The 24,965-nt window shown below is 62.3% G+C and carries 25 protein-coding genes; 14 read left to right on the forward strand and 11 right to left on the reverse strand.

The genetic code is table 11. The features are described from left to right. The first annotated feature begins 48 nt into the window (after positions 1-48). Positions 49-567 (forward strand): DUF995 domain-containing protein, encoded by a 519-nt coding sequence (locus NKI66_RS25885; RefSeq protein ID WP_031213743.1) that lies wholly within the window; start codon positions 49-51, stop codon positions 565-567. Positions 568-658: 91 nt separating this feature from the next. On the opposite strand, the gene NKI66_RS25890 is transcribed toward NKI66_RS25885, so the two are convergent. Together NKI66_RS25890 and NKI66_RS25895 are read right to left on the reverse strand one after the other, a co-directional pair. Then, complete coding sequence (locus NKI66_RS25890; protein WP_352631889.1) at positions 659-1,108, reverse strand: DNA polymerase III subunit chi; 450 nt, start codon at positions 1,106-1,108, stop codon at positions 659-661. A gap of 28 nt (positions 1,109-1,136) precedes the next feature. Then, the gene (locus NKI66_RS25895; RefSeq protein ID WP_127289425.1) at positions 1,137-2,648 is read right to left on the reverse strand and encodes a leucyl aminopeptidase; all 1,512 of its coding nucleotides are present in this window, start codon (positions 2,646-2,648) and stop codon (positions 1,137-1,139) included. Positions 2,649-2,699: 51 nt separating this feature from the next. Between NKI66_RS25895 and NKI66_RS25900 the strand changes: the two genes are divergently transcribed. From NKI66_RS25900 to rsmA, 7 genes are all read left to right on the forward strand, one after another. Continuing rightward, on the forward strand, positions 2,700-2,888 hold the full coding sequence (locus NKI66_RS25900) for a hypothetical protein (protein ID WP_127289235.1): 189 nt from the start codon (positions 2,700-2,702) through the stop codon (positions 2,886-2,888). Positions 2,889-2,999: 111 nt separating this feature from the next. After that, a complete protein-coding gene (lptF, locus tag NKI66_RS25905; RefSeq protein WP_023813771.1) occupies positions 3,000-4,202 on the forward strand; it encodes an LPS export ABC transporter permease LptF in 1,203 nt (400 codons plus the stop codon). Further along, positions 4,199-5,284 carry an LPS export ABC transporter permease LptG gene (gene lptG, locus NKI66_RS25910; RefSeq protein WP_031213741.1) on the forward strand — a complete coding sequence of 362 codons (1,086 nt, stop codon included), beginning with the start codon at positions 4,199-4,201 and terminating at the stop codon, positions 5,282-5,284. Before lptF ends, lptG begins: the two co-directional genes overlap by 4 nt. Next, on the forward strand, positions 5,284-7,722 hold the full coding sequence (locus tag NKI66_RS25915; RefSeq protein ID WP_023813769.1) for an LPS-assembly protein LptD: 2,439 nt from the start codon (positions 5,284-5,286) through the stop codon (positions 7,720-7,722). Before lptG ends, NKI66_RS25915 begins: the two co-directional genes overlap by 1 nt. A gap of 99 nt (positions 7,723-7,821) precedes the next feature. Beyond that, a complete protein-coding gene (locus NKI66_RS25920) occupies positions 7,822-8,751 on the forward strand; it encodes a peptidylprolyl isomerase (protein WP_023813768.1) in 930 nt (309 codons plus the stop codon). Positions 8,752-8,764: 13 nt separating this feature from the next. After that, entirely contained in the window at positions 8,765-9,781 is a 1,017-nt protein-coding gene (gene pdxA, locus NKI66_RS25925; protein ID WP_502895161.1) for a 4-hydroxythreonine-4-phosphate dehydrogenase PdxA, read from the forward strand. Between the two features lie 10 nt (positions 9,782-9,791). Further along, positions 9,792-10,631 carry a 16S rRNA (adenine(1518)-N(6)/adenine(1519)-N(6))-dimethyltransferase RsmA gene (rsmA, locus tag NKI66_RS25930; protein ID WP_352609739.1) on the forward strand — a complete coding sequence of 280 codons (840 nt, stop codon included), beginning with the start codon at positions 9,792-9,794 and terminating at the stop codon, positions 10,629-10,631. Positions 10,632-10,681: 50 nt separating this feature from the next. Here the strand turns inward: rsmA and gmk are convergent, their stop codons facing one another. The 3 genes from gmk to mltG form a co-directional block, all read right to left on the reverse strand. Next, positions 10,682-11,338: a guanylate kinase gene (gmk, locus tag NKI66_RS25935; protein WP_013532512.1), complete on the reverse strand. Its 657-nt coding sequence runs from the start codon at positions 11,336-11,338 to the stop codon at positions 10,682-10,684. A 3-nt stretch (positions 11,339-11,341) separates the two neighbouring features. Continuing rightward, the gene (locus NKI66_RS25940) at positions 11,342-12,232 is read right to left on the reverse strand and encodes a YicC/YloC family endoribonuclease (protein WP_352442178.1); all 891 of its coding nucleotides are present in this window, start codon (positions 12,230-12,232) and stop codon (positions 11,342-11,344) included. Between the two features lie 157 nt (positions 12,233-12,389). Further along, positions 12,390-13,442, reverse strand: a complete 1,053-nt coding sequence (mltG, locus tag NKI66_RS25945; RefSeq protein ID WP_352442177.1) for an endolytic transglycosylase MltG — start codon at positions 13,440-13,442, stop codon at positions 12,390-12,392. Here mltG and NKI66_RS25950 point away from each other — a divergent pair. After that, positions 13,441-13,713, forward strand: a complete 273-nt coding sequence (locus NKI66_RS25950) for a hypothetical protein (RefSeq protein ID WP_352442176.1) — start codon at positions 13,441-13,443, stop codon at positions 13,711-13,713. The genes mltG and NKI66_RS25950 overlap by 2 nt on opposite strands. On the opposite strand, the gene fabF is transcribed toward NKI66_RS25950, so the two are convergent. From fabF to fabD, 5 genes are all read right to left on the reverse strand, one after another. Then, positions 13,701-14,963, reverse strand: coding sequence for a beta-ketoacyl-ACP synthase II (gene fabF, locus NKI66_RS25955; protein WP_352609745.1), 1,263 nt, complete (start codon positions 14,961-14,963; stop codon positions 13,701-13,703). The two genes, NKI66_RS25950 and fabF, sit on opposite strands and share 13 nt — an antisense overlap. Positions 14,964-14,997: 34 nt before the next feature. Then, a complete protein-coding gene (locus NKI66_RS25960; RefSeq protein WP_006203723.1) occupies positions 14,998-15,234 on the reverse strand; it encodes an acyl carrier protein in 237 nt (78 codons plus the stop codon). A 210-nt stretch (positions 15,235-15,444) separates the two neighbouring features. Continuing rightward, a complete protein-coding gene (gene fabG, locus NKI66_RS25965; protein ID WP_023813762.1) occupies positions 15,445-16,182 on the reverse strand; it encodes a 3-oxoacyl-[acyl-carrier-protein] reductase in 738 nt (245 codons plus the stop codon). A 40-nt stretch (positions 16,183-16,222) separates the two neighbouring features. Further along, the gene (gene relB / locus NKI66_RS25970; protein WP_352631894.1) at positions 16,223-16,447 is read right to left on the reverse strand and encodes a type II toxin-antitoxin system RelB family antitoxin; all 225 of its coding nucleotides are present in this window, start codon (positions 16,445-16,447) and stop codon (positions 16,223-16,225) included. 60 nt (positions 16,448-16,507) lie between these two features. Continuing rightward, positions 16,508-17,449, reverse strand: a complete 942-nt coding sequence (gene fabD, locus NKI66_RS25975) for an ACP S-malonyltransferase (RefSeq protein WP_352631896.1) — start codon at positions 17,447-17,449, stop codon at positions 16,508-16,510. Positions 17,450-17,725: 276 nt separating this feature from the next. Between fabD and NKI66_RS25980 the strand changes: the two genes are divergently transcribed. Beyond that, positions 17,726-19,657: an LTA synthase family protein gene (locus NKI66_RS25980; RefSeq protein ID WP_352442174.1), complete on the forward strand. Its 1,932-nt coding sequence runs from the start codon at positions 17,726-17,728 to the stop codon at positions 19,655-19,657. Positions 19,658-19,665: 8 nt separating this feature from the next. Here the strand turns inward: NKI66_RS25980 and NKI66_RS25985 are convergent, their stop codons facing one another. Continuing rightward, on the reverse strand, positions 19,666-21,324 hold the full coding sequence (locus NKI66_RS25985; RefSeq protein ID WP_352442173.1) for a pilus assembly protein TadG-related protein: 1,659 nt from the start codon (positions 21,322-21,324) through the stop codon (positions 19,666-19,668). A 453-nt stretch (positions 21,325-21,777) separates the two neighbouring features. On the opposite strand from NKI66_RS25985, the gene rpsF reads away from it, so the two are divergent. The 4 genes from rpsF to NKI66_RS26005 all read left to right on the forward strand — a co-directional run bounded on the left by rpsF (position 21,778) and on the right by NKI66_RS26005 (position 24,938). After that, a complete protein-coding gene (gene rpsF / locus NKI66_RS25990; protein WP_013532520.1) occupies positions 21,778-22,278 on the forward strand; it encodes a 30S ribosomal protein S6 in 501 nt (166 codons plus the stop codon). After that, the gene (gene rpsR / locus NKI66_RS25995; RefSeq protein ID WP_006203718.1) at positions 22,278-22,526 is read left to right on the forward strand and encodes a 30S ribosomal protein S18; all 249 of its coding nucleotides are present in this window, start codon (positions 22,278-22,280) and stop codon (positions 22,524-22,526) included. Before rpsF ends, rpsR begins: the two co-directional genes overlap by 1 nt. 221 nt (positions 22,527-22,747) lie before the next feature. Further along, entirely contained in the window at positions 22,748-23,332 is a 585-nt protein-coding gene (rplI, locus tag NKI66_RS26000; RefSeq protein WP_127289263.1) for a 50S ribosomal protein L9, read from the forward strand. 301 nt (positions 23,333-23,633) lie between these two features. Next, on the forward strand, positions 23,634-24,938 hold the full coding sequence (locus NKI66_RS26005) for a cyclopropane fatty acid synthase (RefSeq protein WP_023813756.1): 1,305 nt from the start codon (positions 23,634-23,636) through the stop codon (positions 24,936-24,938). Positions 24,939-24,965: the final 27 nt, after the last annotated feature.

The raw sequence follows: 24,965 nt of genomic DNA on the forward strand, positions 1-24,965 counted from the left end.
CAAGCGTTCTCATAAACTGGGCGTGGCGTAACAGTAGGGGTAGGGGTTGTGAAACGAGTACTGGGCAATTGTATCGGAACGGCACTTGCCTGTTCCATTGGTCTGTTTGCTTTCCAGATTCCCGCAACAGCCAAGACGGCGACGAAAATCGCCGAACAGGCCATGCGGGCAGAGGTGGTGCCGGACAAAGGCATCTACCAGATGTACCAGAACCGCTCGTGGCTCTGGGGTCGGGAGGGTGCCGGATATTTTGCCGTCCAGCGCCGTCAGTTCAGTGCCTGGACCTCGGACAAGGCGCGCAAGCTGGGCTACGGTGACGGCATCTGGTTCATTCCCGGAGGAGGCAAGCTGTGCTTCCGCGCAAAATGGCACGGAGCCGGAGGCGACTCCAACGCTCTTTCCTGTTTCGAACATCGCCAGGCAGGCAGGATTCTCTACCAGCGCCGGGTTCCAGATGGAGAATGGTACGTATTCAGGAGTTCGCACCGCAACCTTGCGGACGCGTTCATGAAATTGAAACACGGCGACTACGTCAGCCGCAAACAGAGCCGGATCAAGGCAAAGTAGTAGAGACTTTCATCCGGGACAGGGCACTGGTCCAAAAGCGGGTCGACTGAACGGTCAGCGACCTGCCTCAGTCACGTTCAGGCGACCTGCCTTAAGCCTTGCGCTCCCAGCGGCGATCTGGCGTCTGTTGCCAATAGGTGACGGCGTGGCCAGCGCTCTTCATCACCTTCCAGTGCCCTCGCGCCGCCTCGAGCTGGGCGGCATCGTGGCCATCGAACAGGAACACGGCGCGCTCGTAGCCGCCAAGGTCAGGCGGCACCGCGCCGTCGACCAGGAACCTTATCTTTGCGTCGTTGGGATTGCTGTCTCCGGTGGTCAACAGAATCGGCTGTTCGCCGGGATGAGCCTCACGATCGGTCGCGTGCGCCAGGAACGAATCGTCCCGGAAGGTCCAAAGATGCTGGTCGAGCGCATCGCGGCGTTCCTCGGTGCCTGTCTGCACCACGGCGCGCCAGCCACGGTCGACGCTGCGCTCCAGGAGGCCTGGCAGCGCATCCTCCAGCGTCGATTCGGTCAGGTGGTAGAACAGGACGTCGGCCATCGCTTCAGCCTATAGTGATTGAACCCGTTCACTGCTCATAATTGTCGCGCACCAGCCGGTCGAGCAGCCTGACGCCGAAACCGGAACCCCAGGACTGGTTGATCTCGTTCGACGGCGCCCCCATCGCCGTGCCGGCAATGTCGAGATGGGCCCATGGCGTGTCCTTGACGAAGCGCTGCAGAAACTGCGCCGCGATGGTGGCGCCGCCAAAACGGCCGCCGATGTTCTTCATGTCGGCGTTCTTGGAATCGATCAGCTTGTCGTATTCGGCCCCCAGCGGCATGCGCCACAGCCGTTCCTGCGTCGCCTGCCCCGCCGCCGCCAACTTTTCGGCCAGTTCGTCATTGTTGGAAAAGAGGCCGGCATAATGTTGACCGAGCGCCACCATGATGGCGCCGGTCAGCGTCGCCAGATTGACCATGAATTTCGGCTGGAAGCGGTCGTTGCAGTACCACAACGCATCGGCCAGCACGAGGCGGCCCTCGGCGTCGGTATTGAGCACCTCGATGGTCTGGCCCGACATCGAAGTGACGATATCACCGGGGCGCTGGGCATGACCGTCGACGGCATTTTCGACCAGTCCGATGATACCGACGACATTGGCTTTCGCCTTGCGGGCCGCCAGCGCATGCATCAGGCCGGTAACGGCGGCGGCACCGCCCATGTCGCCCTTCATATCCTCCATGCCCGAGGCCGGCTTTATGGAATTGCCGCCAGTGTCGAAAGTGACGCCCTTGCCGACGAAGGCGATCGGGCTGTCCTTCGGCTTGCCGCCGTTCCACTGCATGATCGCCATGCGGGCGCCGCGCGGCGATCCTTGCGCGACACCGAGCAGCGAGCCCATGCCGAGCTTCTTCATTTCCTTCTCAGCCAATATCTCGACCTTGACGCCTAGTGCCTCGAGTTCCTTGGCGCGGGCAGCGAACTCGACCGGCCCAAGCACGTTTGCCGGTTCGTTGACGAGGTCGCGCGCCAGTAGGACGCCGTCTATCACCGCCTCGGCATCGGCGAAGGCCTTCTTCGCAGCGGCCGGATCGGCGGTGTGGATGGTCACCTTGACCGGCTTCTTCGGCTCTGCCTTGCCGTCGTCCTTGTCCTTCCTGGTCTTGTACTTGTCGAAGGAATAGCTGCGCAGGAGAATGCCCGCGGCAAGGCTTGCCGCGTCTTTCGCGCTCGGCGAGGCGCCGGCCACATCGAGGACCACCGCCACTTCGGTCGCCTTGCGCAGCGACGCGGCAACGGTGCCGCCAAGCTTCAACCACGCATATTCGTCCAGTCCCGATACCTTGCCGGCGCCTATCGCCACCAGTCTGTCGAGCGATGCTCCCTGCGGCGCCAGAACTTCCACCGTGCTGGCGAACTTGCCCGTGAACTCAGCCACGGGAAAGGCCCGCTCCAGTGTCTTGCCGGGATCACCGGCCTTGGCGACGTCGCTCAGGCCGCCCTCATCCGCCGCGAGCACGAAGACCGTGCCCTTCTTGTTCACCGCGCTCTGGGACCCGGAAAATTTGGCGAAGGCGATCGACGGTCTTTGATTCATCATGTCCTGCTTTCAGGGAATGCGCGACTTTTGGGGAAGCGGTTCGAAACGATGCGCGACATTTGGTCGTTTTCCGGCATTTGGCAAGACTTTGCCGAATTGGCATCCCATATGACCTATGGAATCGATGACGATTCGTCGCGGCACGGCCCCGCTTTTTGCCGCAACCTGTTGTTAACCATCGATGTTCGCCCTTTCTTATCCATTCCCGCCGACACTCCGCCCAGCCGGGGGGCGTGATGTGGGACAGAACCCGGATAGACCATCTGATGAGCCAGTTGTGCAGGCGCTGCCGGACAGCTACCTTGTTCGGTGGCATGATGCCGTTCGAAAAAATCGAGAAAAGCCTTCATGAAGGTCGTTGAACGCTACATCATGCGCCGCGCTTTCGTGGTCTTCATGGCCGCTCTTGTGTGGACGCTGGCGATCGTATGGACGACGCAGGTGCTGGCAAAGATCGATCTGGTCACCGACAGCGGCCAGTCGGCGCTGACCTTCTTCGAAGTCGCCGCCCTCATCCTTCCGTCCATCATCCCGATCGTGGTGCCTTTTGCCCTGGTGGTAGCGGTCGCACAGACACTCAGTGTCATGAATTCGGATTCCGAACTCGCCGTCGTCAACGCCGCGGGGGCCTCGCGCTGGACGATCGTGCGGCCGATCATGTTGCTGGCGCTCGCCGCCGCCGTTTTTTCCTTTGCCGTCGACAACGGCATCGACCCTTACGCACGGCAGAAGAACCGGGCCCTGGTGGCGTCGTCGCGCGCGGATCTGTTGTCGCTGATCATCCAGGAAGGCACCTTCCGCAAGATTGACGACGGGTTGTTCCTGCAGATCGGCGAGCGCCTTCCGAACAATCGGCTGGGTGGCATTTTCGTCGCCGATTCGCGCGAAGAAGGCGTCAACCTCGTCTACTACGCCAAGACCGGCAGCATCGTCGAACGCGGCGGTGAAAAGGTGCTGATGATGAATGACGGCGTCATCCATCGCAAAACGCTGACCGGCGATCTCTCCGTCATCCGCTTCACCTCCTATGCCTTCGACATGTCGGCCTTCATGGCGGCGGCTTCGGCGGTGACGCTCCTGCCCAAGGACCAGACGACGCAGTACCTGCTCAACCCGGGTGCCAACGACAAGTATTATCAGCAGAACCCCTACGAATACCGGGCCGAGGTCAACCAACGGTTCTCGGAATGGACCTATTCCATGGTTTTCGCGCTGATCGCGCTTGCAGTCGCCGGCGATGCGCGCTCGCACCGCGAGGCGCGCGTCAATCCGCTGATCACGGCGATCACGATATCGCTGTTCGTGCGTTGGCTGGGCTTTTTTGCCGCCAGCAAGGCGGATGAGGTCCCGCAATATGCGTATATGGTCTATGGCGTGCCGATCGTGGCTTCCGCGGTGGCGATCTGGTTCATCGTCTCCAACCGGACACTGGAACTGCCCGTGACCTGGGCGGACTGGATGACAAACTTCGCCACGCGCATCGCTGACAGCTGGAATGCTTTCAAATTGCGTTTGTCCAGGCGCGGCGCATCAGGCCAAGGGGTCGGCTGATGGGCTGGACACTGGGCCGCTATTTCTTTTTCCGCTATGTGACGATCACCATCTGGTTCTTCATCGGCCTCCTGGCGCTGGTGTTCCTGATCGATTTCACCGAGCTGTCCGGACGCACCACCGGCCTGCCCGGCTTCACCTACGGCACGGCGGTAGCCATTTCAGGCCTCCGTATGCCGATGATCATGCTGCAGACGGTGCCGTTCGTCGGTCTCTTCTCGGCGATGGCGACGCTGGTGTCGCTGAACCGGCGCTACGAGCTGGTCATCGCGCGTTCCGCCGGTGTTTCCGCCTGGCAGTTCCTCTTGCCCTGCTGTATCGGAGCCTTGCTGTTCGGCGTCCTGTCGGTTGGCGTCATCAATCCACTCGCCGCGCACGCATTCTCCTGGTCCGAGCAGATCGAAACCCAGCTGCGTTCGGGCAAATCGAATACGGTCTCGGCCGATGCCGCGCCCTGGATCCGTCAGAAAACCAGTTCGGGCGACACCATCATCGGTGCGCGGGCCATCCTGAACCAGGGCCTGGAAATGGCCGATGTCGTATTTTTCATTCTCGACCCGCAAGGCAACATCGTCGAGCGCAAGGACGCCGCCCGTGCCTTCCTGCGCGACGGCTATTGGGAATTGCAGGACGTCAAGACGTTCCAGAACGGCACGATCCAGGCATCGGCAACCGATCGCGTACCGACCAATCTGAAGCCCGAATTCGTGCAAGAGCGGCTGGCTCGCCCCGAAACCATCCCGTTCTACGACCTGCCCGGAAAGGTCGAGGTTGCCCGCTCCTTTGGCCTCAAGGCAAATGCCTTTGCCATGCAGTTTGATTCGCTCGTGGCGTTGCCGTTCCTTCTCGTCGCCATGACGCTGATCGCGGCAACGGTTTCAATGCGATTTGCCAGGATGGGACAGTCGGCGACGATGATTCTGGGTGGCATCATCGCTGGCTTTCTGCTTTATGTCGTTTCGGTGCTGGTGAAGGCATTCGGCGTGGCGGGATTCGTGCCGACTGTCGTAGCCGCCTGGGTACCGGTCATGGTGGCTATGTTCTTCGGGGTGACTTTCCTGCTATACAAGGAAGACGGCTAGTGAGGGAGGCGTTTTTGCCCAGCAACAGGCAGGCCGGTTTGGCGCGCCTCTATGCGGCGACCGCCTTGGCGTGCGTGCTTGCCTACGCCGTTCCGGCACCGGCGCTTGCGCAGGACGTCGGCGACATGGCGACATCGGTTCCGGCCGGCTCGCAAATGCTGCTGGCGGCCGATACGCTGGTCTACAACAACGACAACCAGACCGTGACCGCCGTCGGCGGTGTGCAGATCGACTATGGTGGCAATCGCCTTGTCGCCCAGCGGGTCGAATACAACCGCAACACCAAGCGGATGGTCGCGAGCGGCAACGTCGAAGTCATCAACAGCGACGGCACCAAGATCAATTCGCAACATATCGACATCACCGATGACTTCGCCGACGGCTTCGTCAACGCGTTGCGGGTCGAGACCATCGACAAGGCCTATTTCGCCGCCGAAAGCGCAGAACGCATGGGCGGCGTGCTGACCACTTTCCACAATGGCGTCTACACCGCCTGCGAGCCGTGCGAGGATAAGCCGGACAAAGCGCCGACCTGGCGCGTCAAGGCCAAGAAGATCATCTGGAACGGTGAGAAGAAGACGGTTCGCTTCGAGAATGCGAATTTCGAATTCTTCGGTTTTCCGCTTGCCTATCTGCCTGCATTCGAAATTGCCGACCCGACGGTGAAGCGCAAGAGCGGCTTCCTGATCCCGAGCATCATCTACAAGAGCGATCTCGGCGTCGGCGTGAAAGTCCCCTATTATCTCGCATTGGCGCCGACCTACGACCTGACCGTCACCGGCACCGGCTATACCAGGCAGGGTTTCCTCGGTGAGGCCGAGTGGCGTCAGCGCTTCGACAATGGCGAGTACAGCTTGAAGATCGCCGGGATACACCAGCAGAATCCCGACGCCTTCCTCGACACCACTGCCTTCCCATCCAGCTCTGGCCACAACGTCAATTCGGGCAGCGCCGGCGATCCCAACAAATTCCGCGGCATGATGGGTACCCAGGGGCAGTTCGCCATCAACTCACGCTGGAACTTCGGCTGGGACGTGCTGCTGCAGACCGACAAGAACTTCTCGAACACCTACGGCATCGACAAGTACAATAGCAGCGTTCACCAGTCGTCAGTCTACTTGACGGGTCTCAACGGCCGCAATTATTTCGACGTGCGCGCCATGCATTTCGATGTGCAGGAAGATACGCCTGACGACAATATCTCTGCGCGAAGTGGACAACAGCCGTGGGTGCTGCCGTCGCTCGATTACGCCTATATTCCTGATGCCTCGGTGGCCGGCGGCCAGCTGTCCCTCAATGTCAACGCGCGTGTCATCCGCCGCGACGATGTCGATGAGACCTTCGTCCAGCCCTACAATGCCCTCACTCCGACGCAGCGCGTCCGCGGCATCGAAGGCGAATCGGGCCGTCTCACCGCCGAGGCCGAGTGGAAGCGGAGTTTCGTCACAGATGACGGACTGGTGCTAACGCCGTTGCTCGCGCTGCAGGGCGATGTGGACTACCTCAACGCATCGTCGGCTTCGCTAGACGCCATCGACCGAATGGCAACGCATTTGGGCGAGCAGGACGATATGCGCTCGTCATTTGCCCGTTACATGGCAACCGCGGGCCTCGAGATGCGTTGGCCGGTGCTGTTTTCCATGGCCAGCGGGTCCAGCCATGTCATCGAGCCAATGGCGCAGGTCTTCATGCGTCCGAACGAGCAATATGTCGGCGGCCTCTCAGTGCCCAACGAAGACGCCCAAAGCATGGTCTTCGACGCGACCACCTTGTTCGAGCGCGACAAGTTCTCCGGTTACGACCGCGTCGAAGGCGGTTCGCGCGCCAATGTCGGCTTCCGCTATTCCGGCTCGTACAATAATGGCTGGGGCACCAATGCGATTTTCGGCCAATCCTATCAGATCGGCGGCGAGAACTCCTTTGCCGCGCCGGATCTGGTCAATGTCGGCGCCAATTCCGGCCTCGACACGACCAAGTCCGACTATGTCGGCCTGTTCGGCATCAACAGCCCCAACGGCTTCGCGGCCTCGGTCAGCGGCCGTTTCGACGAACAGAGTTTCGAGGTCCGCCGTGCCGAGGTGAAGGCCGCCTATTCCGGCCTGCCTGTGTCGCTGAGCGCCAAATACGCCTTCATCCAGGCCCAGCCGCTGTACGGTTTCACGGAAGACCGCCACGAAGTCACACTTGGTGCATCCACGCATCTGGCCGAAAACTGGCGCGTCTTCGGCACAGGAACCTACGACCTGCAGCAAAGCCTGCTGGTCAAGGACGGTGTCGGCTTCGCCTACAACGATTCCTGCTTCACTTATCTGATGACCTACTCGCAGTCGCGCGATCTGAACACCAGGGAGGTGTCGCAGACCATCGGCTTCAATCTGTCGTTCCGCACCCTCGGCGATTTCGGCTCGTCGACCAGTGGCGTCGACACGATCCAGTAACAATCGGCGACATCGTTTCGCCGCATAGGGCTGGCACGGATTTCGCGCACCTGGAAAGATGAAATTGGGCGGGACCGGGATAGAATTGGGATACCAACGATGAGGAAATACCTCTTTTCAGCAGGTTTCGCGTTGCTCGTGGCGGCGACGTCCGTGTCGATCACTGCAATGACGCCGCCGGCTTTCGCCAGCGAGATCAAATACGTCGTCAACGACATTCCGGTCACCAGCGGCGACATCGCCCATCGCGCCGCCTTCCTGAAGCTGCAGCGCAAGAAGGGCGATGCCGGCCAGGAAATGATCGACCAGACGCTGCGTATGGCCGAGGCCAAGCGGCTTGGCATCCGCATCAGCGACGCACAGGTCGAGGCGGCGTATCAGCGCTTTGCCTCGAGCAACAAGATGCAGCTCAGCCAGCTTGACGGCGTCATGGAGAAGTCAGGTGTCACCAAGAGCCACTTCAAGGAATTCATCCGCGCCCAGATGGCCTGGAACCAGGCTTTGAGCGCACGCTACCGTTCCGGCGACGGCACAGGTGCCGTCAGCGAGCAGGATCTCGTGAGGAAGATGCTCGAAAAAGGCGGCGCCAAACCGAGCGCCACCGAATACATGCTGCAGCAGGTCATCTTCGTGGTGCCGGCGGCTGAACGCAGCGCGACGCTGGGCAAACGCAAGCGCGAGGCCGACGCCATGCGCGCCCGCTTCAACGGCTGCAACACGACGCGCGAATTCGCCAAGGGCTTGATCGACGTCACCGTTCGCGATCTGGGCCGGGTGCTCGCGCCGCAGCTGCCGCCGGACTGGGCCGAGCAGATCAAGGCTACCAAAGTCGGCGGTGCCACCGCCACGCGCGAAACCGAGCGCGGCGTCGAATTCATCGGCATCTGCTCGTCGCGCGAAGTGTCCGACGACAAGGTCGCCCAGATGGCGTTTCAGGCCGAAGGCTCCGGCGGCGACAAGGATGCCGACGCGCTCAGCAAGAAATATGTCGACGAGCTGAAGGCAAAAGCCCGCATCGTCAAGCGCTGACGTGGGCAACACAGTGAGTGCGCTCGCGTTGAGCGCCGGCGATCCGTCCGGCATTGGGCCGGAGATCGCCATCGCCGCCTTTATGGCGCGCGAAGCTGCCGCCCTGCCCCCCTTCTACCTGCTCGCCGATCCGGCGCTGATCGCCTCCCGGGCGCGCCTGCTCGGCATTTCGCTGCCGGTCGTCGAAACGACATCAGCGCAAGCGGCGCAGGTCTTTGCCCGCGCCTTGCCGATCGTTCCGCTAGCCGCCGGCTGCATCGACAGCCCCGGCCGGCCGGATCCGGCCAATGCGGCCGCCACCATCGAGGCCATCGACCGCGCCGTCGCCGATTGCCTTGCCGGCGAAGCCTCGGCCGTGGTCACCTGCCCCATCGCCAAGAAGCCGCTCTACGATGCGGGCTTTCGCTTTCCCGGCCACACCGAATATCTGGCGCATCTGGCAGCCCGGCACAGCGGCGTCGAGGCGATGCCTGTGATGATGCTGGCAGGACCCGACCTGCGCACCGTTCCCGTCACCATCCACATCGCGCTGGCCGAGGTGCCGAAGGCACTGACCACCGAACTGATCGTCGCCACCGCGCGCATCACCGCCGCCGACCTTACCGGCCGCTTCGGCATCGCCAAGCCGAGGCTGGCGATTGCCGGGCTCAACCCACATGCCGGCGAAGGCGGCGCCATGGGCCTCGAGGACGAGCTGATCGTGCGCCCGGCGGTCGACATCCTGCGTGCCGAAGGAATCGACGCTTTCGGCCCTTTGCCGGCCGACACGTTGTTCCATGTCCGGGCGCGGGCGGGCTACGACGCGGCCCTTTGCATGTATCACGACCAGGCGCTGATCCCGGCCAAGGCGCTGGCTTTCGACGAGGCGGTCAATGTCACGCTCGGCCTGCCCTTCATCCGCACCTCGCCCGACCACGGCACGGCCTTCGACATCGCCGGCAAGGGTGTGGCGCGGCCCGACAGCTTGATAGCCGCGCTGAAGCTTGCCCGGCGGCTGGCCGACACGAACACGAAGGCAATCGCCGTATGAGACCTCGGGCATGAGCATCGACGGGCTGCCGCCGCTACGCGAGGTGATCGAGCGTCATGGGTTGCAGGCGAAGAAGGCGCTCGGCCAGAATTTTCTGCTCGACCTCAACCTCACCGGCAAGATCGCGCGCACCGCCGGCGACTTGTCCGATGCAACAGTAATCGAGGTCGGTCCTGGTCCCGGCGGGCTGACCCGCGCCTTGCTCAACAACGGAGCGCGCCATGTGGTCGCCATAGAGCGCGACGAACGTTGCCTGGCTGCTCTTGCCGAAGTGTCCGACCACTATCCCGGCCGGCTGGAGGTTGTTTCCGGCGATGCGCTGAAGACGGATTTCGCAGGCCTTGCCAGCCGAGCGACCGGGAACGGCGGTCCGGTCAAGATCGTGGCCAACCTGCCCTACAACATCGGCACGGAGCTGCTGGTGCGCTGGCTGACGGTCAGCGACTGGCCGCCTTTCTACACCTCGATGACTTTGATGTTCCAGCGCGAAGTGGCCGAGCGCATCGTCGCGCCCGCCGGCAGCGACAGCTATGGCCGGCTAGGGGTTCTTGCCGGCTGGCGGACGGAGGCGAGGATCGCCTTCGACGTACCGCCACAGGCATTCACGCCGCCGCCAAAGGTCACCTCCTCGGTGGTGCATCTGGTGCCGCGCCCGACCCCTCTGTCCGCCGAGGTAAAAAAACTCGGCCGCGTCACCGAAGCCGCGTTCGGCCAACGTCGCAAAATGCTGCGGCAAAGCGTGAAGAACCTCGGCGGCGAGGCCCTGCTCGAACGCGCCGGCATCGATCCGACACGCCGCGCCGAAACGCTGAGCGTCGAGGAGTTCGTGCGGCTGACCAATGCGGTGTAAGAAGCTGCCGATCTCCCACCCCTCGTGGGGGAGATTGGCGCTTCACCGCCTCAGCCCGTCTTCTCGTCCAACAGTCCAGAGACGAAATCGAACAGGCCTGGCCGGCGGTCGCGTCTTAGCCGCTCGGCGACGACGATACCGCGCACTTCGGCGAAGGCGCGGTCAAGGTCGTCATTGACGATGACGAAATCATATTCCTTCCAGTGCTCGATCTCGTTGCGGGCGTTTTTCAGCCGCGTCTCGATCACCGCCTCCTGGTCTTCAGCGCGACGTTTCAGCCGCGCCTTCAACTCCTTCATCGATGGCGGCAGGATGAAGATCGAGACAATGTCGGCGCGCATCTTCTCCTTGAGCTGCTGGGCACCTTGCCAGTCGATGTCGAACAGCATGTCGCGCCCCTCGGACAGCGCCAGTTCGGCCGGTTCGCGCGGCGTCGCATAGCAATTGCCATGCACCTCGGCCCACTCCAGCAGTGCGTCGGAATCACGAAGCCGCTCGAATTCGCGCATCGTCCGAAAATGATAGTGGACGCCTTCGATCTCGCTTCCGCGGCGCGGCCTGGTGGTGACCGAGACCGACAGTTCGAGGCTGGAATCGCTTTCCAGAAGATTGCGCGCGATCGTCGACTTGCCGGCGCCGGATGGCGACGACAGGACGAGCATCAGGCCCCGGCGGCGAATGCGGGACCCCAAATCCTTGGCAACCATCGGCTACTCCAGATTCTGGATCTGTTCACGAAATTGGTCGACCACCGCCTTCAGGTCCAGGCCGATCGCGGTGACGGCTGCGGCATTCGATTTGGAACACAGCGTATTCGATTCGCGGTTAAATTCCTGTGCCAGAAAATCGAGCTTGCGACCGACCGCACCGCCGCCCAGCAGCAGAGCCCGGCCGGACGCGACATGCGTTTTCAGCCGGTCGATCTCTTCGCGAATATCGGCTTTGGTGGCCAGGAACGCCGCCTCCATGTGCAGTCGGGTGGCATCCAGATTGGCGGAAGCGTCCATCAGCAGCCTGACCTGCTCGGCGATGCGTTCGCGAATCACCGTCGTCTCGCGGGATGGATCCGCCTCGGCTCGCAGCGTCAGCACCTCGATCGTGTCGATATGACCCGACAACAGCAAAGCCAGCGCGGCTCCTTCGCCCTGACGTGCCTGTTCGAGCCCGTTCAAGGCCACTTCGAGCGCGACCATGATCGCGGCATCGAGCGCGGCCCTCGCCTCCTCGGTTTCGACGGTTTCAGGAATGTCGAGCACGCCGCGCAGCGAAAGCAATCCATCTGACGTCGCCGCAGCAACGCCGAATTGCTCCTGCAGCCGTTTGGCGAGCCCAGCAAGGTCCTTCAGGAAGGCTTCGTTGACGACCGGCTGCGCCTGCGCGCCAACGGCACGGCCGATGGTCAGCGTCGCCTGGAAATTGCCGCGTGCAAAACGTTTCTGAAGTATCTGCCGGACAGCAGGTTCCAACCGTTCGAAGCCTTGCGGCAGCCGCAGCCGTACCTCGACGCTCTTGCCGTTGACGGACTTGACCTCCCAGGCGATCGAAGTGCCTTCGTGCTCGGCGACGGCACGTGCAAAACCGGTCATGCTCTGCAAATTCATATCGCCCACACGTCCCTGGCACATCGCCCTGAACCGGCTTTCCGGACAGGAGCGAGTGCGGCTTGAAAAAAGACTGCGCCGCAGGCGCGTCGAAATCGGACGCGCGGCGCTCTTCCAAATGTCAGGGCGTTGCCTGTCGGGCAACGCCTTTCTTCATTTACTGGGCAGCGCCCGCGTCACCGCCGCTGGCATCGCTGTCGCCGGTGCCAGTCGTCTTGGCGGCTTTGGCGGCATCATCGGCCTGCTTCTTCAGCAACGCGCGATAGCGGGCGACATTCTCGTTGTGCTCGTCCAGCGTCGCGGCAAAGACGTGCCCGCCGGTGCCGTCGGCAACGAAATAGAGGTCGGCGGTTTTCGACGGATTGGCCACCGCCTCCAGCGCTGCACGACCCGGATTGGCAATCGGCGTCGGCGGCAAGCCATTGATCACATAGGTGTTGTAGGGAGTCTGTTTCTGGATGTCCGACTGGTAGATCGGCCGGTCCGCCGGCTTTCCCTTGCCGCCGAACAGCCCATAGATGATGGTTGGATCGGATTGCAGGCGCATGCCCTTGGCAAGCCGGTTCAGGAAGACGGCGGCAACTCGCGAACGCTCGTCACCCTTGCCCGTCTCCTTCTCGACGATCGAGGCCAGCGTGACGAACTCCTCGACGTTGGCCAGCGGCAGGTCAGGCGCGCGCCGCTCCCAGACATCGTCGACCAGCTTCTTCTGATCCGCCAGCAGCTTGTCGACCATCTGCTGGCGTGTCGCGCCGCGCGTGAAGCGCAGCGTGTCGGTGGCGAGGCTGCCCTCCGGCGGCGTGGTTGCCGGCATGTCGCCGCTCAACGCAGTCTCCTCGGCGATGCGCTGCAATGCCTGGTCGACCGTCAGTCCCTCAGGAATGGTCAGCGAATACATCACCGACTTGCCGCTCTTCAAAAGCTCCATGATATCGCGCATGGAAGCCCTGGGCTTGATCTCGTACTCGCCGGCTTTCAGCGCGGAATCATTGCCGAAGGCCCGCACGCCAAGACGGAATACCCGGGCGTCGCTGATCAGTCCGCGGCGTTCGAGCTGGTCGGCGATATCCTGGACGCCGGTGTTCGGCTTGACCAGGAAGGTGTCGCCATTAGCCGAAGGTCCGGGTTCGGTGAATTCCTGCTTGCCGAAATAGACCGCGACGCCGGCCGCCAGAACCACCAGCATCACCGAGGAGATGACGAAGTTCATGAACACGACGACCTGGCTGCGTGACGCACGCGAGCGCTTCGGCGGTGGCGTGCCAGCCTCTGGCCGCAACGCCTCGCTGGCCGTTTTCGGCACGATCGGGCCGGATGTCGGCGGCCGTTGCCCGAATTCTCCGTTGCCTGCCGGATTTGTGTTCATTTCGCCCTACCGTTTGATCGCCCAACGAATCCCCAGCGGCAGAGTAGGGGCGAATATGGCAAAATTGACGGCACGCCAAAGCGCCGCCCGGCAGCCGGACGATCAGCCATTGTAGCGCTGGAAGACCAGCGACGCGTTGGTCCCGCCAAAGCCGAAGGAATTGGACAGCGCCACGTCGATCTGGCGGGCACGCGGCTTGTTCGGCACCAGATCGATCGCGGTTTCGCGTTCCGGGTTATCGAGATTGATGGTCGGCGGCGCGACATTGTCTCTGATGGCAAGGATAGAGAAGATCGCTTCGGCGGCACCCGCCGCTCCAAGCAGATGGCCGATCGACGACTTGGTTGACGACATCGAAATCTTCGATGCGGCATTGCCGACAAGCCGCTCGACGGCACCGAGCTCAATCGTGTCGGCCATGGTCGAGGTGCCGTGCGCGTTGATGTAGTCGACATCGGCCGGCGTCAACTTGGCCCGGTTCAGTGCCGCCGTCATGCAACGGAAGGCGCCATCGCCATCCTCGGCGGGCGCGGTGATGTGATGCGCATCGCCGGTGAGACCATAACCCGTCACCTCGGCATAGATCTTGGCGCCGCGCGCCCTGGCATGTTCGAGCTCCTCGAGCACGACAACGCCGGCGCCCTCGCCCATGACGAAGCCGTCGCGGTCCCGATCATAGGGTCGCGACGCCATTTGCGGCGAATCATTGCGTTCCGTCGACAGTGCCCGGCATGCGGCAAAGCCGGCGATCGACAGCCGCGTCACCGGCGCTTCGGCGCCACCGGCGACCATCACGTCGGCATCGCCCCACATGATCAACCGGGCAGCATCGCCAATAGCGTGCGCGCCGGTCGAACAGGCCGTGACGACGGCATGGTTCGGGCCTTTCAGCCCGTGCCGGATCGAAACCTGCCCGGAGACGAGATTGATGATCTGGCCCGGGATGAAGAAAGGGCTGATGCGGCGCGGGCCGCGCTCCTTGAGGATCGTCGCGTTCTCGGCGATGCCCTCGATGCCGCCGATGCCGGAGCCGATCAGGACGCCGGTGGCACACCGCTCTTCATGCGTCTTGGGTTCCCAGCCGGAATCCTTCAGCGCCTCGTCGGCGGCGGCAATCCCATACAGGATGAAGTCGCCGATCTTGCGCAGTTCCTTCGGCTCGAGCACGGCCTCCGGATTGAAGGTGGCATTGCTGCCGTCACCACGCGGAATGACGTGGGCGATCTTGCAGGCAAGATCCTCCACCTCGAACTCAGTGATGCGCTTGGCAGCGCTGCGGCCGGTCAGAAGTTCCTTCCAGCTGTGCTCGAAGCCCATGCCGAACGGCGACAGCAACCCAAGGCCCGTGACGACGACACGCCTCATCGCAGGTCCTCCCCGGTGATGACTGCGGAAAGCGTCAGGCCGAAGCCTTGTCGATGTACTTCACGGCATCGCCAACGGTCAGGATGGTCTCAGCCGCATCGTCGGGAATCTCGACGCCGAATTCTTCTTCGAACGCCATGACGAGTTCGACCGTGTCGAGGCTGTCGGCGCCCAGATCATCGATGAAGCTCGCCTGCTCCGTCACTTTGTCGGCATCGACGCCAAGGTGCTCGATGACGATCTTCTTGACGCGCTCTGCGGTGTCACTCATTTGGGCATCCTCGTCTTTTGTTTGTCTGTCTTCGTTAGCGGGCAGAATGCCGCTAATCAAGCTGAAAGATGGTCCTGCCGGAAACGCAACGACTACGGACCGGTTTTTGCCCGAACCGCCGGGTTGCGGGCCGCATTACACGAAAAATAGCTGAGGTCCAAGCCGAAATGGTCTCTTTTCACAACCCGCCGGCGTTGCTGCCGAACCTCGTTAGATCATCGCCATGCCGCCATTCACGTGGATGGTCTGGCCGGTGACGTAGGCGGCTTCGTTGGAGGCGAGATAAGCGACGGCGGACGCGACTTCAACGCTGGTGCCCATGCGCCGCGTGGGGATCGCCGCCATGATCGCCTCTTTCTGCTTGTCGTTGAGCTTGTCGGTCATCGCCGATTCGATGAAGCCCGGGGCGACGCAGTTGACGGTGATGTTGCGGGTGGCGATCTCCTGTGCCAGCGATTTGGAAAAGCCGATCATGCCGGCCTTTGAGGCGCAATAATTGGTCTGGCCGGGATTGCCGGTGACGCCGACCACCGAGGTGATGTTGATGATGCGGCCATGGCGGCGGCGCATCATCGGATGGGTGAGTTCGCGGGTCAGCCTGAACACGGCGGTCAGGTTGACTTCGAGCACGGTGTCCCAGTCGGCATCCGACATGCGCACGAACAGCCCGTCCTTGGTGATGCCGGCATTGTTGACCAGGATGTCGACGCCTTCGAGATCGGCCTCGGCTTTCTGGCCGAGCGCCTTGACCTCGTCACGGTTCGACAGGTTGGCCGGGAACAGCTTGACCCGGTCGCCAAGCTCGCTAGCCAGCGCTTCCAGTTTCTCGACGCGGGTGCCATGCAGGCCGACGATCGCGCCCTGCGCATGCAGCATCCTGGCGATCGCCTCACCGATGCCTCCCGATGCGCCGGTGACGAGCGCCTTGCGGCCAGTCAATTCGAACATGTGTTTAATCCTCTTTCAAATCGGACAGCCCGCGAATTGGCTATCTGTAGACGTCGCCGTTCCAGAAGTCTTCGGCTCTCAGAATGCCTTCTTCGCCGCTCCTGATCCGCCCGAGCACCTCGGCGGCAAGGTAGTAATCCTCTACATCCTCAAGGCCCCGCTCAATGAATTCGCGCAGATAGTAAGCCTTGCTGCGACCGGTTTCGGCCGAAAGCGAATCCAACCGTCGCTCGACTTCAGAAGAAAGACGGATCGATGTGGGCATGCCGCACCTCGTTGCGATGCATGTATGTGGTCATGCGCCGGTGAATTCAAGTTGCGCAGCTCAACGAAGCGCCACCAGCACTGCCTCGACCTCAGCCGCGGAGCCGACCGACGCGGTGGCAATGTCGCGGTTGATGCGCCGCGCCAATCCTGAAAGCACCTTGCCGGCGCCGATTTCGTAAAGCGTGGTGATGCCGTTCGCGCCGAACCACTCCACCGTCTCGCGCCAACGCACGCGGCCGGTTATCTGTTCGACCAGGCGGCGGGCGATCTCGTCCGGATCGCTGGTCGGGCTAACCGTGACATTGGATAGGACGGGAACCACCGGCGAATTCTTTGTCACGCCGGCCAGGGCTTCCCGCATGACGTCGGCCGCGGGCGCCATCAGCGCGGAGTGGAAAGGCGCGGAAACCTGCAGCATCAGCGCTCGCTTGGCGCCCTTTTCCGTGCACAGTTTCGCCGCCAGTTCGACCGCAGCCTTGGTTCCGGAAATAACCAGCTGACCGCCGCCATTGTCGTTGGCGATCTGACAGACCGACCCTTTGGATGCCTCGGTGCAGGCTGCTTCGACATCGGCCTGTTCCAATCCGATGATCGCCGCCATGGCGCCCTCGCCGGCCGGCACCGCCGCCTGCATGGCATTGCCGCGTATGCGCAGCAACCGGGCGGCATCGGCAACCGAAACGAAGCCAGCAGCGGCCAACGCCGAATATTCGCCCAGCGAATGACCGGCGACATAGGTGACCTTGCCTTTCAGCGAGAAGCCGCGCGATTCCAGCGCCCGGACCACGGCCAGGGACACCGCCATCAGTGCCGGCTGCGCGTTTGCGGTCAGCGTCAACGCCTCTTCCGGCCCTTCCCAGATCAGCTTCGACAAGTTCTCACCAAGTGCGTCGTCGACTTCCTGGAAGACCCTGCGCGCTTCGGGGAAGGCGTCGGCGAGATCCTTGCCCATGCCGACCGCCTGGCTGCCTTGTCCGGGAAAGGTGAATGCGACGGCCATGCGAGGGCTCCCAAGGGCTGGTTTTGCTTGCCTGAAGACGGGTTTTTCTTGCCTGTGAGGCATGGCGGGGCGCCAAGTCAAGCCCGGTTCGACCCTGCCCGACGGCCGCCTCATCCGCCGAGTGCCTGTTCCGAAAGGCTTTTTGGCGATCACTCCTGATGAAAACCGCTCACGATTCGTTTGCTGGCTCTTCTTATTTTGGCCACAGGCGCTAGCTTTGCGTGACAATTCCATGACAATCGAGTGACGTGTTTGTCGCTGGGTGGGGAAGTTTAAGTGGCAAAGAGTTACAAACGCGCCGGCAAGCCCGCGCCACAGTTCCTGGAAGACGACCCCTCCACCGGCTATCTGCCGGGCAGGAGATGGCCGGTCGTGCGCTATGGGCTTGTCAGCCTGGCGATCGCGGCCGTCCTGGTGTTTGCGATCGAACTGATCGTGCGCGGCGATTTTGCTGGCACCGTCTCCTTCTTCCTGCAGCCGCTGAAGCCCGGCTGGACCACCATCGTCGTCTTCGCGCTGATCCTGATCGGCCTCGATGCGGTGCTCGGCCGCAGCCATCAGAGCCTGATGATCGTCGCGCCGCTGACGCTATCCCTTGCCTTCGTCGGCCACCAGAAGTCGCATTATCTCGGCGATCCGCTCTATCCCACCGATTTCCTCTATGCCCGCCAGATCTTCGCGCTGCTGCCGCTTTTGGTGCGCGACCGGCCGATGACCGCGCTCGCCATGGTCGTCGGCATCGTCGCCGGCCTGTCACTGCTCGTCTACGGCTGGCGGCTGTGGCGCCGCAAGGTTCCCGCGCTCAGCCGCAAGGGCCGCCTTGCCCGGCTGACGCTGGCCGTGCCGCTGCTCGCCTTCTTCGTTTCGATCATGGACTACGCCACCTTCTCCTGGACCAGGGACCGGCTGCAGATCATCCCGATCATGTGGGACCAGAAGGAAAACTATGCCTCCAACGGTTTTGCGCTGGCCTTCGCCCTCAATGTGCCGATGGCGCATGTCTCGGCGCCGCCAGGCTATACCGACAAAGCGATCGCGGCGATCGGCAGACCTGATGTAACCGCCTCGGTGCCGGCCGAGAAGCCCGACATCATCATCGTCATGAGCGAATCCTTCTGGGATCCGACCAAGCTGCCCGGCGTCACCATCACGCCCGATCCGATCCCCAACGTGCGGGCGCTGCGCTCGGGCTCGATGTTCTCGCCGGAATTCGGCGGCATGACCGCCAACATCGAGTTCGAGGCCCTGACCGGCTTTTCCAACGCCTTCCTGCCGGCCGGCAGCATCCCCTATCAGCAATATGTGCGCACGCCGACGCCTTCGCTGGCAACCTTCCTCAAGAGCCAGGGTTACCGGGCGCGCGCCATCCATCCCGGCACCAACTGGTTCTGGAACCGTGGCGCGGTCTACGCCGATTTCGGCTTCAACGACTTCAAGTCGGAAGAGACGCTGCCGCCCATGCAAAAGCGCGGGCCGCTGGCATCGGACGCGGCGATGACCGACGAGATCATCAGCGAGGCCGACGCCAGCGACGAGCCAGTGTTCTTCTTTGCCGTCAGCCTGCAAAACCACGGTCCTTACGAGCCGAACCGCTATTACAATCCGACGCATACGGTGAAGGCGCCGATCAGCCAATGGGCGCGCGAATCGCTGCTTAGCTATGCCGAGGGTTCAGCCGATGCGGATCGCGGCCTTGAACGCCTGGTCGAATGGGCGAAGAAACGCTCCCGTCCCACCGTGATCGCCTTCTTCGGCGATCATCTGCCGCCGCTGGGGCCGGTCTACGTCGAAACCGGCTTCCTCAAGGACAATGTCGCGCCGCGCAAGGAAGCGTCGCCCGAGGCCGCCCTCGAACACCACGAGACGCCGCTGGTCATCTGGTCGAACCGCACCGGACCGGCTGAGCACATGGGTGCCGTCAGCCCAGCCTTCCTGCCCTATCATATCCTGAAAACGGCCGGGATCAGCCATCCCTACTACACCGGCTTCCTGGGCGAGATGAGCGAACGCTACCGTGTCGTCGACCGCAATCTTCTGCTGACGCCGGCTGGCGAAGCCACGCCCGATTGGGCGCGACAAAAGGAGATCGATCCGGCGATCCGCGATTTCCGCCTGCTGCAGTACGATATGATGTTCGGCAAACGCCACGCGGCACCCGACTTCTTCCCCGAAACGGTCGACAAGATTGTCGCCGCCCATACGAGTTGAGACCGCCTTTAGTTCGTCAATTGCAGCTTTGAGAACTTGTTGGCAATCTGCTGGAAGACGTCCGGCAATTTGGTCGGATCGTTGACTGCATAATAGCCGCTCGGATCAGAGGCGCAGGCGCTGTAAAGCGCACGGTTGGCTGCGGTGTCGGACTGCAGCACCATGGTGTAGATCTGCACGCCCTGGTCCTTCAATTGGGTGCAGACGCTTTTGGTCCAGCCATCGACGTTGCGTGCCGCCGTCGTCTGGTTATCCGATCCGAAACGACCGCCGGCCAGATAGCCATATGATGTGTAGTCAGACTTCGTCGGCTGTTGGCTGGCGCCATAGACGACGTTCTCACCGTCGGTGAGCAACAGCACGATCTTGCTGATGCCGGGCGTCTTCCACGGCGCTCCATCGGTGTAGGGCGCGGCGGGCGACAGCACCCGCATACCCCATGACAGGCCCTCGGAGACATTGGTGCCCGAACCGTTCCACTCGGTCATCTGACTGGCTGCCTTGCGCAGCTTGTCGAAATCGTCGGTCAGGGCGACCACCGGGGTCGGACACGCACGGTTCGGGCCGATAGTGATGGGAGAGCCGGTCTCGGTGATGAGTTCCTTGGCGGGCGCAACATATTTGGCGATCTTTTCCCTGGCAGCCCTGTCATCGGGTGACAAAAGGTCGATGAGGTTGCCGAGCAGGTTGCTGAGATCGATGCCCAGAATGTTGATGCCCGACTGGGCAAGCCTGGTTTTGTCGCTGACATCGTTGAGGTAGGAGTTGTTGTAGTATTTGTCCGAATTGCCATAGGCGCCAGACGGCTTTTGGGCGTCTTCGGGATCGTCCGGCGCAAAGTACGGCACGAACAGCGTGTCGGGCTTGGCCGTGTCGGGTGGCGTGTCGGAGATATTGTAAGCGCCTGGCCGCGCCTCGACACAACCCTTCCATCCGGTGCCATTCCATCCGGCATCGGTCCATCCGGTCTTCTTGAGCTGTTTGAAAAGCGCCATGTGGTTCGGTCGCTTGCCGTCGATGACGGGAAAATTGACGCCGTTGGTCGAGGACTTGCCGTCCATGTCGATCCAGGACGGATCGAAGCCGTCGCCATTGACGTTGACAGCGGTTACGAAAGGAACCAGCGAGGCGCGGATCTTGCGCGTCGGCGATTTCGCCGCTTCGAGCGTGTCGAGCAACGATTTTGTCGCCGTCCTCAACGCCGTCATGCGCGCGCCGGCCATCGAGCCGGTGTTGTCCAGCACCAGCACGACTTCGAGCTGGTTGTTCGATTCGACCGCCGAGGCATCGACGACGATGCGCTTGCTGTCGCCGAACAGGAAGGCGAAGTTGAGATTGACGTCCGCCGAGGCAACCGCCTTTGTCTTGACGAAGTTGACGCCCTTGTCGACAGTCAACGTCGCCTGCGCATTGCCGAGCTCGCCATGACCGACGATGTTGGCTTGGAAATAGCGGTTGAAAGCGTCATTGCGGGTGATGTCGAGATCGCCAAGGTGCGAGGAAGCAAGGTTTGCCGAATCGAGAGCGTTCTGCAAATTGCTCTTGGCCCGCATAAGGGTCGAGACATCGGTTGCGAAAGCGACTGCTGTCAGGATGACCGGCAAACCCAGTGCCAGCACAAGCGTGAAATTGCCGCTCTTCGAGCGCCAGAATTTGTCGAGAAGCATCCTTACCCCCGGAAATGCTTGCCGCTTTTGTGCGGTCGTCCGGGCTTTTGCGCCTTCCATGATGAATCGACCGTTGACGGCTGGGCTTCAACTCCACACAACCTTCTAGTGTGGTTAAGACGTGGTTCCCGGAAACCACAACTTCCGCCGTTGCTGCTCCCCGATCGTCACGTGGGACACACGGGAATGCCGCTTGCCCTTGCTTTACGGTCGGATTGCTATATAGACGCCCGCAATCTGCCGGTCCTTGCTGGGGGCTGAACGGAGGGCCGGAGGTTTTTTAGAACCTTCGTGTGAAGCCGGAAGTGCTTCCGCCTCCCGTGTCTCCGCTCTCGACCGTCTCGTTATGCTCCTTTCTTCCCCCTGCCCCTTCGAGGGTTTGCGGGTCAGAGAAGTTGCAGAGGCTTTTGCCGCCGGGAACCGGGAGAGAAACGAAGAAAGGCATAAGACATAATGGCTCTTTACGAACATGTGTTTCTTGCCCGGCAGGACCTCTCGCAGCAGCAGGTCGATGCTCTTGTCGAACAGTACAAGGGTGTCATCTCCGCGAATGGCGGGTCCGTCGGCCGGGTCGAGAATTGGGGACTGAAGTCCCTCACCTACCGGGTCAACAAGAACCGGAAGGCTTACTACACGCTGATGGACCTGAATTGCCCAGCGGCCGCGCTCAACGAGATGGAGCGCCAGATGGGCCTGTCCGAAGACGTGCTGCGCTTCCTGACCATCAAGGTCGAGGCGCATGAGGAAGGCCCGTCGGCCATGATGCAGAAGCGCGAAGAGCGCTCGGAACGCGGCGGCTTCGGCGACCGCGACCGTGGCGATCGTGGCCCGCGCTCGTTCGGCGACCGTGATCGCGGCGACCGTGGCGATCGTCCGCCGCGCTCGTTCGGCGACGCCGGTGCCGATCGTGGTCCGCGCCGTCCGCGCGAAGGCTTTGAAGGGGGTGCAGAATAATGGTCGACATCAATCAGATCCCGACCCGGCGCCCGTTCCATCGCCGCCGCAAGACCTGCCCGTTCTCAGGCGCCAACGCGCCCAAGATCGACTACAAGGACGTGCGTCTCCTGCAGCGCTACATTTCCGAGCGCGGCAAGATCGTGCCGTCGCGCATCACCGCCGTCAGCCAGAAGAAGCAGCGCGAACTCGCCAAGGCAATCAAGCGCGCCCGCTTCCTCGGCCTGCTGCCCTACGTGGTTCGCTAATAGCGTCAATGCGGGCGGCTCGCCGCCCGCTCCTCTCCCACGGCGACGGGCGCCGCAGGGTTGGACATCAAATCCCGGGTTGAGGTCAAAAACCTCTAACTGCCGCGACAGGCAGGACAGCGACACCAGCGCCCCCGGGCGCTCAAGCTTCCTGACCTGTTCCAGAGACATTCGGCGTCGATCTCATCGATTGATTGGCGCCCAACCGAAGGAACAAAACCATGGACGTCATTCTTCTCGAACGCGTTTCCCGCCTCGGCCAGATGGGCGACACCGTCAAGGTCAAGGACGGCTTTGCCCGTAACTTCCTGCTGCCGCAGGGCAAGGCGCTGCGCGCCAACGAAGCCAACAAGAAGAAGTTCGAAGGCCAGCGCGCCCAACTCGAAGCCCGTAACCTCGAGCGCAAGTCGGAAGCGGCCCAGATCGCCGAAAAGCTCGACGGCAAGAGCTTCATCGCCGTCCGCTCCGCCGGCGAAACCGGGCAGCTTTACGGTTCCGTTTCGACCCGCGACATCGCCGATCTGCTGACGGCGGAAGGTTTCTCGATCAACCGCAACCAGATCCTGCTCAACCAGCCGATCAAGACCATCGGTGTCACCAATGTGGCGATCGCGCTGCATCCGGAAGTCGAGGTCACCGTCACGCTCAACATCGCCCGCACGGCCGACGAAGCCGAGCGCCAGGCCAAGGGCGAGACACTGACCACTGCCGAAGCCATCTATGGCGACGACATCAACGACAACGCCCGGCCGGAGAACTTCTTCGATCCGAACACCGAGTTCGAGGGCGGCGAAGACAACGCCTGATCACACTTCGCAAGACGATTGGAGCCATGGGCTGATCACGACTTAAAGCCAAGCTCCGATCACTTTGCCGTCATCCAGCCATGCTGGACCAATGCCCGGGTCTCTCGCCCGGGCATTTTTGTGCCAAATGGAACTTTTCGAACCCCTATATATTGTTGCAGACTATGGCGTAGCGCGTCCTTTGGCCGCGCAAAGCACGCTGTGCAACTTTGGTTCGGCGCAAGACCCCCGGCGAAATCGATACCGATTTTCGCGGTCACGCGCCAAGGCAGCCTGTCTGGCCGAGAGGGGACATTTGGTCATGAATATTCTGTTGAAGCGCGTTCTCGACCGCCTGGTGCGCACCGGCAATCTCAAGGTGACCGGCCCCAAGGGCTCGGCTGTGATTTTCGGCGACGGCAGCGGCGAACCGGTGCACATGCATATCAAGACGGCGCATGCCGAGCGCGCCATCACCTTCGATCCGATGCTGGCAGTGCCAGAGTCCTACATGGACGGCGAACTCGACATCCTCGAAGGCGGCGTGCTGGGCGTGATGCGCATCGCCTTCCAGAATATGGGCAGCGGCGGCATCGACGCCACCTGGTCGAAGGCCATCGAAGGGCTGCGCCACGCCTTCCGCCGCCTGCAGCAGATCAACACCGCCTCGCGCTCGCGCCGCAACGTGCAGCGCCACTACGATTTGTCGGGCGACCTCTACCGGCTCTTCCTTGACCAGGACATGCAGTATTCCTGCGCCTATTTCGAGCAGCCGGACATGACGCTGGACGAAGCGCAGGCCGCCAAGAAGCGCCACATCGCCGCCAAGCTCCGGCTGAAAGCCGGCCAGACGGTGCTCGACATCGGCTCCGGCTGGGGCGGGCTTGGCCTCTACCTCGCCAAAGCGTTCGACGTCGACGTGCAGGGCGTGACGCTGTCGACCGAGCAGCATGGCGTCGCCACCGACCGGGCGCACGCGCAAGGGCTGGAAAGCCGCGTGCATTTCGAGCTCAAGGACTACCGCGAACTCAACGAGCGTTTCGATCGCATCGTCTCGGTCGGCATGTTCGAGCATGTCGGCGTCAACCACTACCGTACGTTCTTCGACAAGAGCGCGACGCTGCTCAAGCCCGATGGCGTGATGCTGTTGCACACGATCGGTCGTTCCGGCGTGCCGTGGGCGACCAGCGCATTCATCCGCAAATACATCTTCCCGGGCGGCTATATCCCTTCGCTCTCGGAAGTCATGCCGGCGATCGAAAAGTCGGGCCTGGTCGTCACCGACGTCGAGATCCTGCGGCTCCACTATGCCGATACGCTGAAGCACTGGGGCGAGCGCTTCGCTGCCAACCGCGACAAGGCCAAGGCGATCTATGACGAGCGCTTCTGCCGCATGTGGGAATTCTATCTGGCGGCCTCGGAAGCCGCCTTCCGCTGGCAGGACCTGGTCATCTTCCAGATCCAGATCACCAAGAAGAACGATACGCTGCCGATGTCGCGCGACTACATGGCCAAATGCGAAAAGGCGCTCGAGATGCGCGATATGGGGCATCGTGAAACGGCTCCCGTCAAAAAGAGTCCGACCGCCAAGCCGGCTCGTCGCCGCAAGGTTGCGGACCAGGAATAGCATTGCCGCTTGCCATTGCCGGCGCCT

The organism is Mesorhizobium sp. M0518, from assembly GCF_040321125.1.
Taxonomy (GTDB): domain Bacteria; phylum Pseudomonadota; class Alphaproteobacteria; order Rhizobiales; family Rhizobiaceae; genus Mesorhizobium.

Bases quoted from the DNA above. Each gene is read 5' to 3' on its own strand.
- NKI66_RS25890 (WP_352631889.1), bottom strand. From the start codon at position 1,108: ATGGCCGACGTCCTGTTCTACCACCTGACCGAATCGACGCTGGAGGAT.
- NKI66_RS25895 (WP_127289425.1), bottom strand. From the start codon at position 2,648: ATGAATCAAAGACCGTCGATCGCCTTCGCCAAATTTTCCGGGTCCCAG.
- NKI66_RS25900 (WP_127289235.1), top strand. From the start codon at position 2,700: ATGCGCGACATTTGGTCGTTTTCCGGCATTTGGCAAGACTTTGCCGAA.
- lptF (WP_023813771.1), top strand. From the start codon at position 3,000: ATGAAGGTCGTTGAACGCTACATCATGCGCCGCGCTTTCGTGGTCTTC.
- NKI66_RS25920 (WP_023813768.1), top strand. From the start codon at position 7,822: ATGAGGAAATACCTCTTTTCAGCAGGTTTCGCGTTGCTCGTGGCGGCG.
- rsmA (WP_352609739.1), top strand. From the start codon at position 9,792: ATGAGCATCGACGGGCTGCCGCCGCTACGCGAGGTGATCGAGCGTCAT.
- gmk (WP_013532512.1), bottom strand. From the start codon at position 11,338: ATGGTTGCCAAGGATTTGGGGTCCCGCATTCGCCGCCGGGGCCTGATG.
- NKI66_RS25940 (WP_352442178.1), bottom strand. From the start codon at position 12,232: ATGAATTTGCAGAGCATGACCGGTTTTGCACGTGCCGTCGCCGAGCAC.
- NKI66_RS25950 (WP_352442176.1), top strand. From the start codon at position 13,441: ATGAACACGACGACCTGGCTGCGTGACGCACGCGAGCGCTTCGGCGGT.
- mltG (WP_352442177.1), bottom strand. From the start codon at position 13,442: ATGAACTTCGTCATCTCCTCGGTGATGCTGGTGGTTCTGGCGGCCGGC.
- fabF (WP_352609745.1), bottom strand. From the start codon at position 14,963: ATGAGGCGTGTCGTCGTCACGGGCCTTGGGTTGCTGTCGCCGTTCGGC.
- NKI66_RS25960 (WP_006203723.1), bottom strand. From the start codon at position 15,234: ATGAGTGACACCGCAGAGCGCGTCAAGAAGATCGTCATCGAGCACCTT.
- fabG (WP_023813762.1), bottom strand. From the start codon at position 16,182: ATGTTCGAATTGACTGGCCGCAAGGCGCTCGTCACCGGCGCATCGGGA.
- relB (WP_352631894.1), bottom strand. From the start codon at position 16,447: ATGCCCACATCGATCCGTCTTTCTTCTGAAGTCGAGCGACGGTTGGAT.
- fabD (WP_352631896.1), bottom strand. From the start codon at position 17,449: ATGGCCGTCGCATTCACCTTTCCCGGACAAGGCAGCCAGGCGGTCGGC.
- NKI66_RS25985 (WP_352442173.1), bottom strand. From the start codon at position 21,324: ATGCTTCTCGACAAATTCTGGCGCTCGAAGAGCGGCAATTTCACGCTT.
- rpsF (WP_013532520.1), top strand. From the start codon at position 21,778: ATGGCTCTTTACGAACATGTGTTTCTTGCCCGGCAGGACCTCTCGCAG.
- rpsR (WP_006203718.1), top strand. From the start codon at position 22,278: ATGGTCGACATCAATCAGATCCCGACCCGGCGCCCGTTCCATCGCCGC.
- rplI (WP_127289263.1), top strand. From the start codon at position 22,748: ATGGACGTCATTCTTCTCGAACGCGTTTCCCGCCTCGGCCAGATGGGC.
- NKI66_RS26005 (WP_023813756.1), top strand. From the start codon at position 23,634: ATGAATATTCTGTTGAAGCGCGTTCTCGACCGCCTGGTGCGCACCGGC.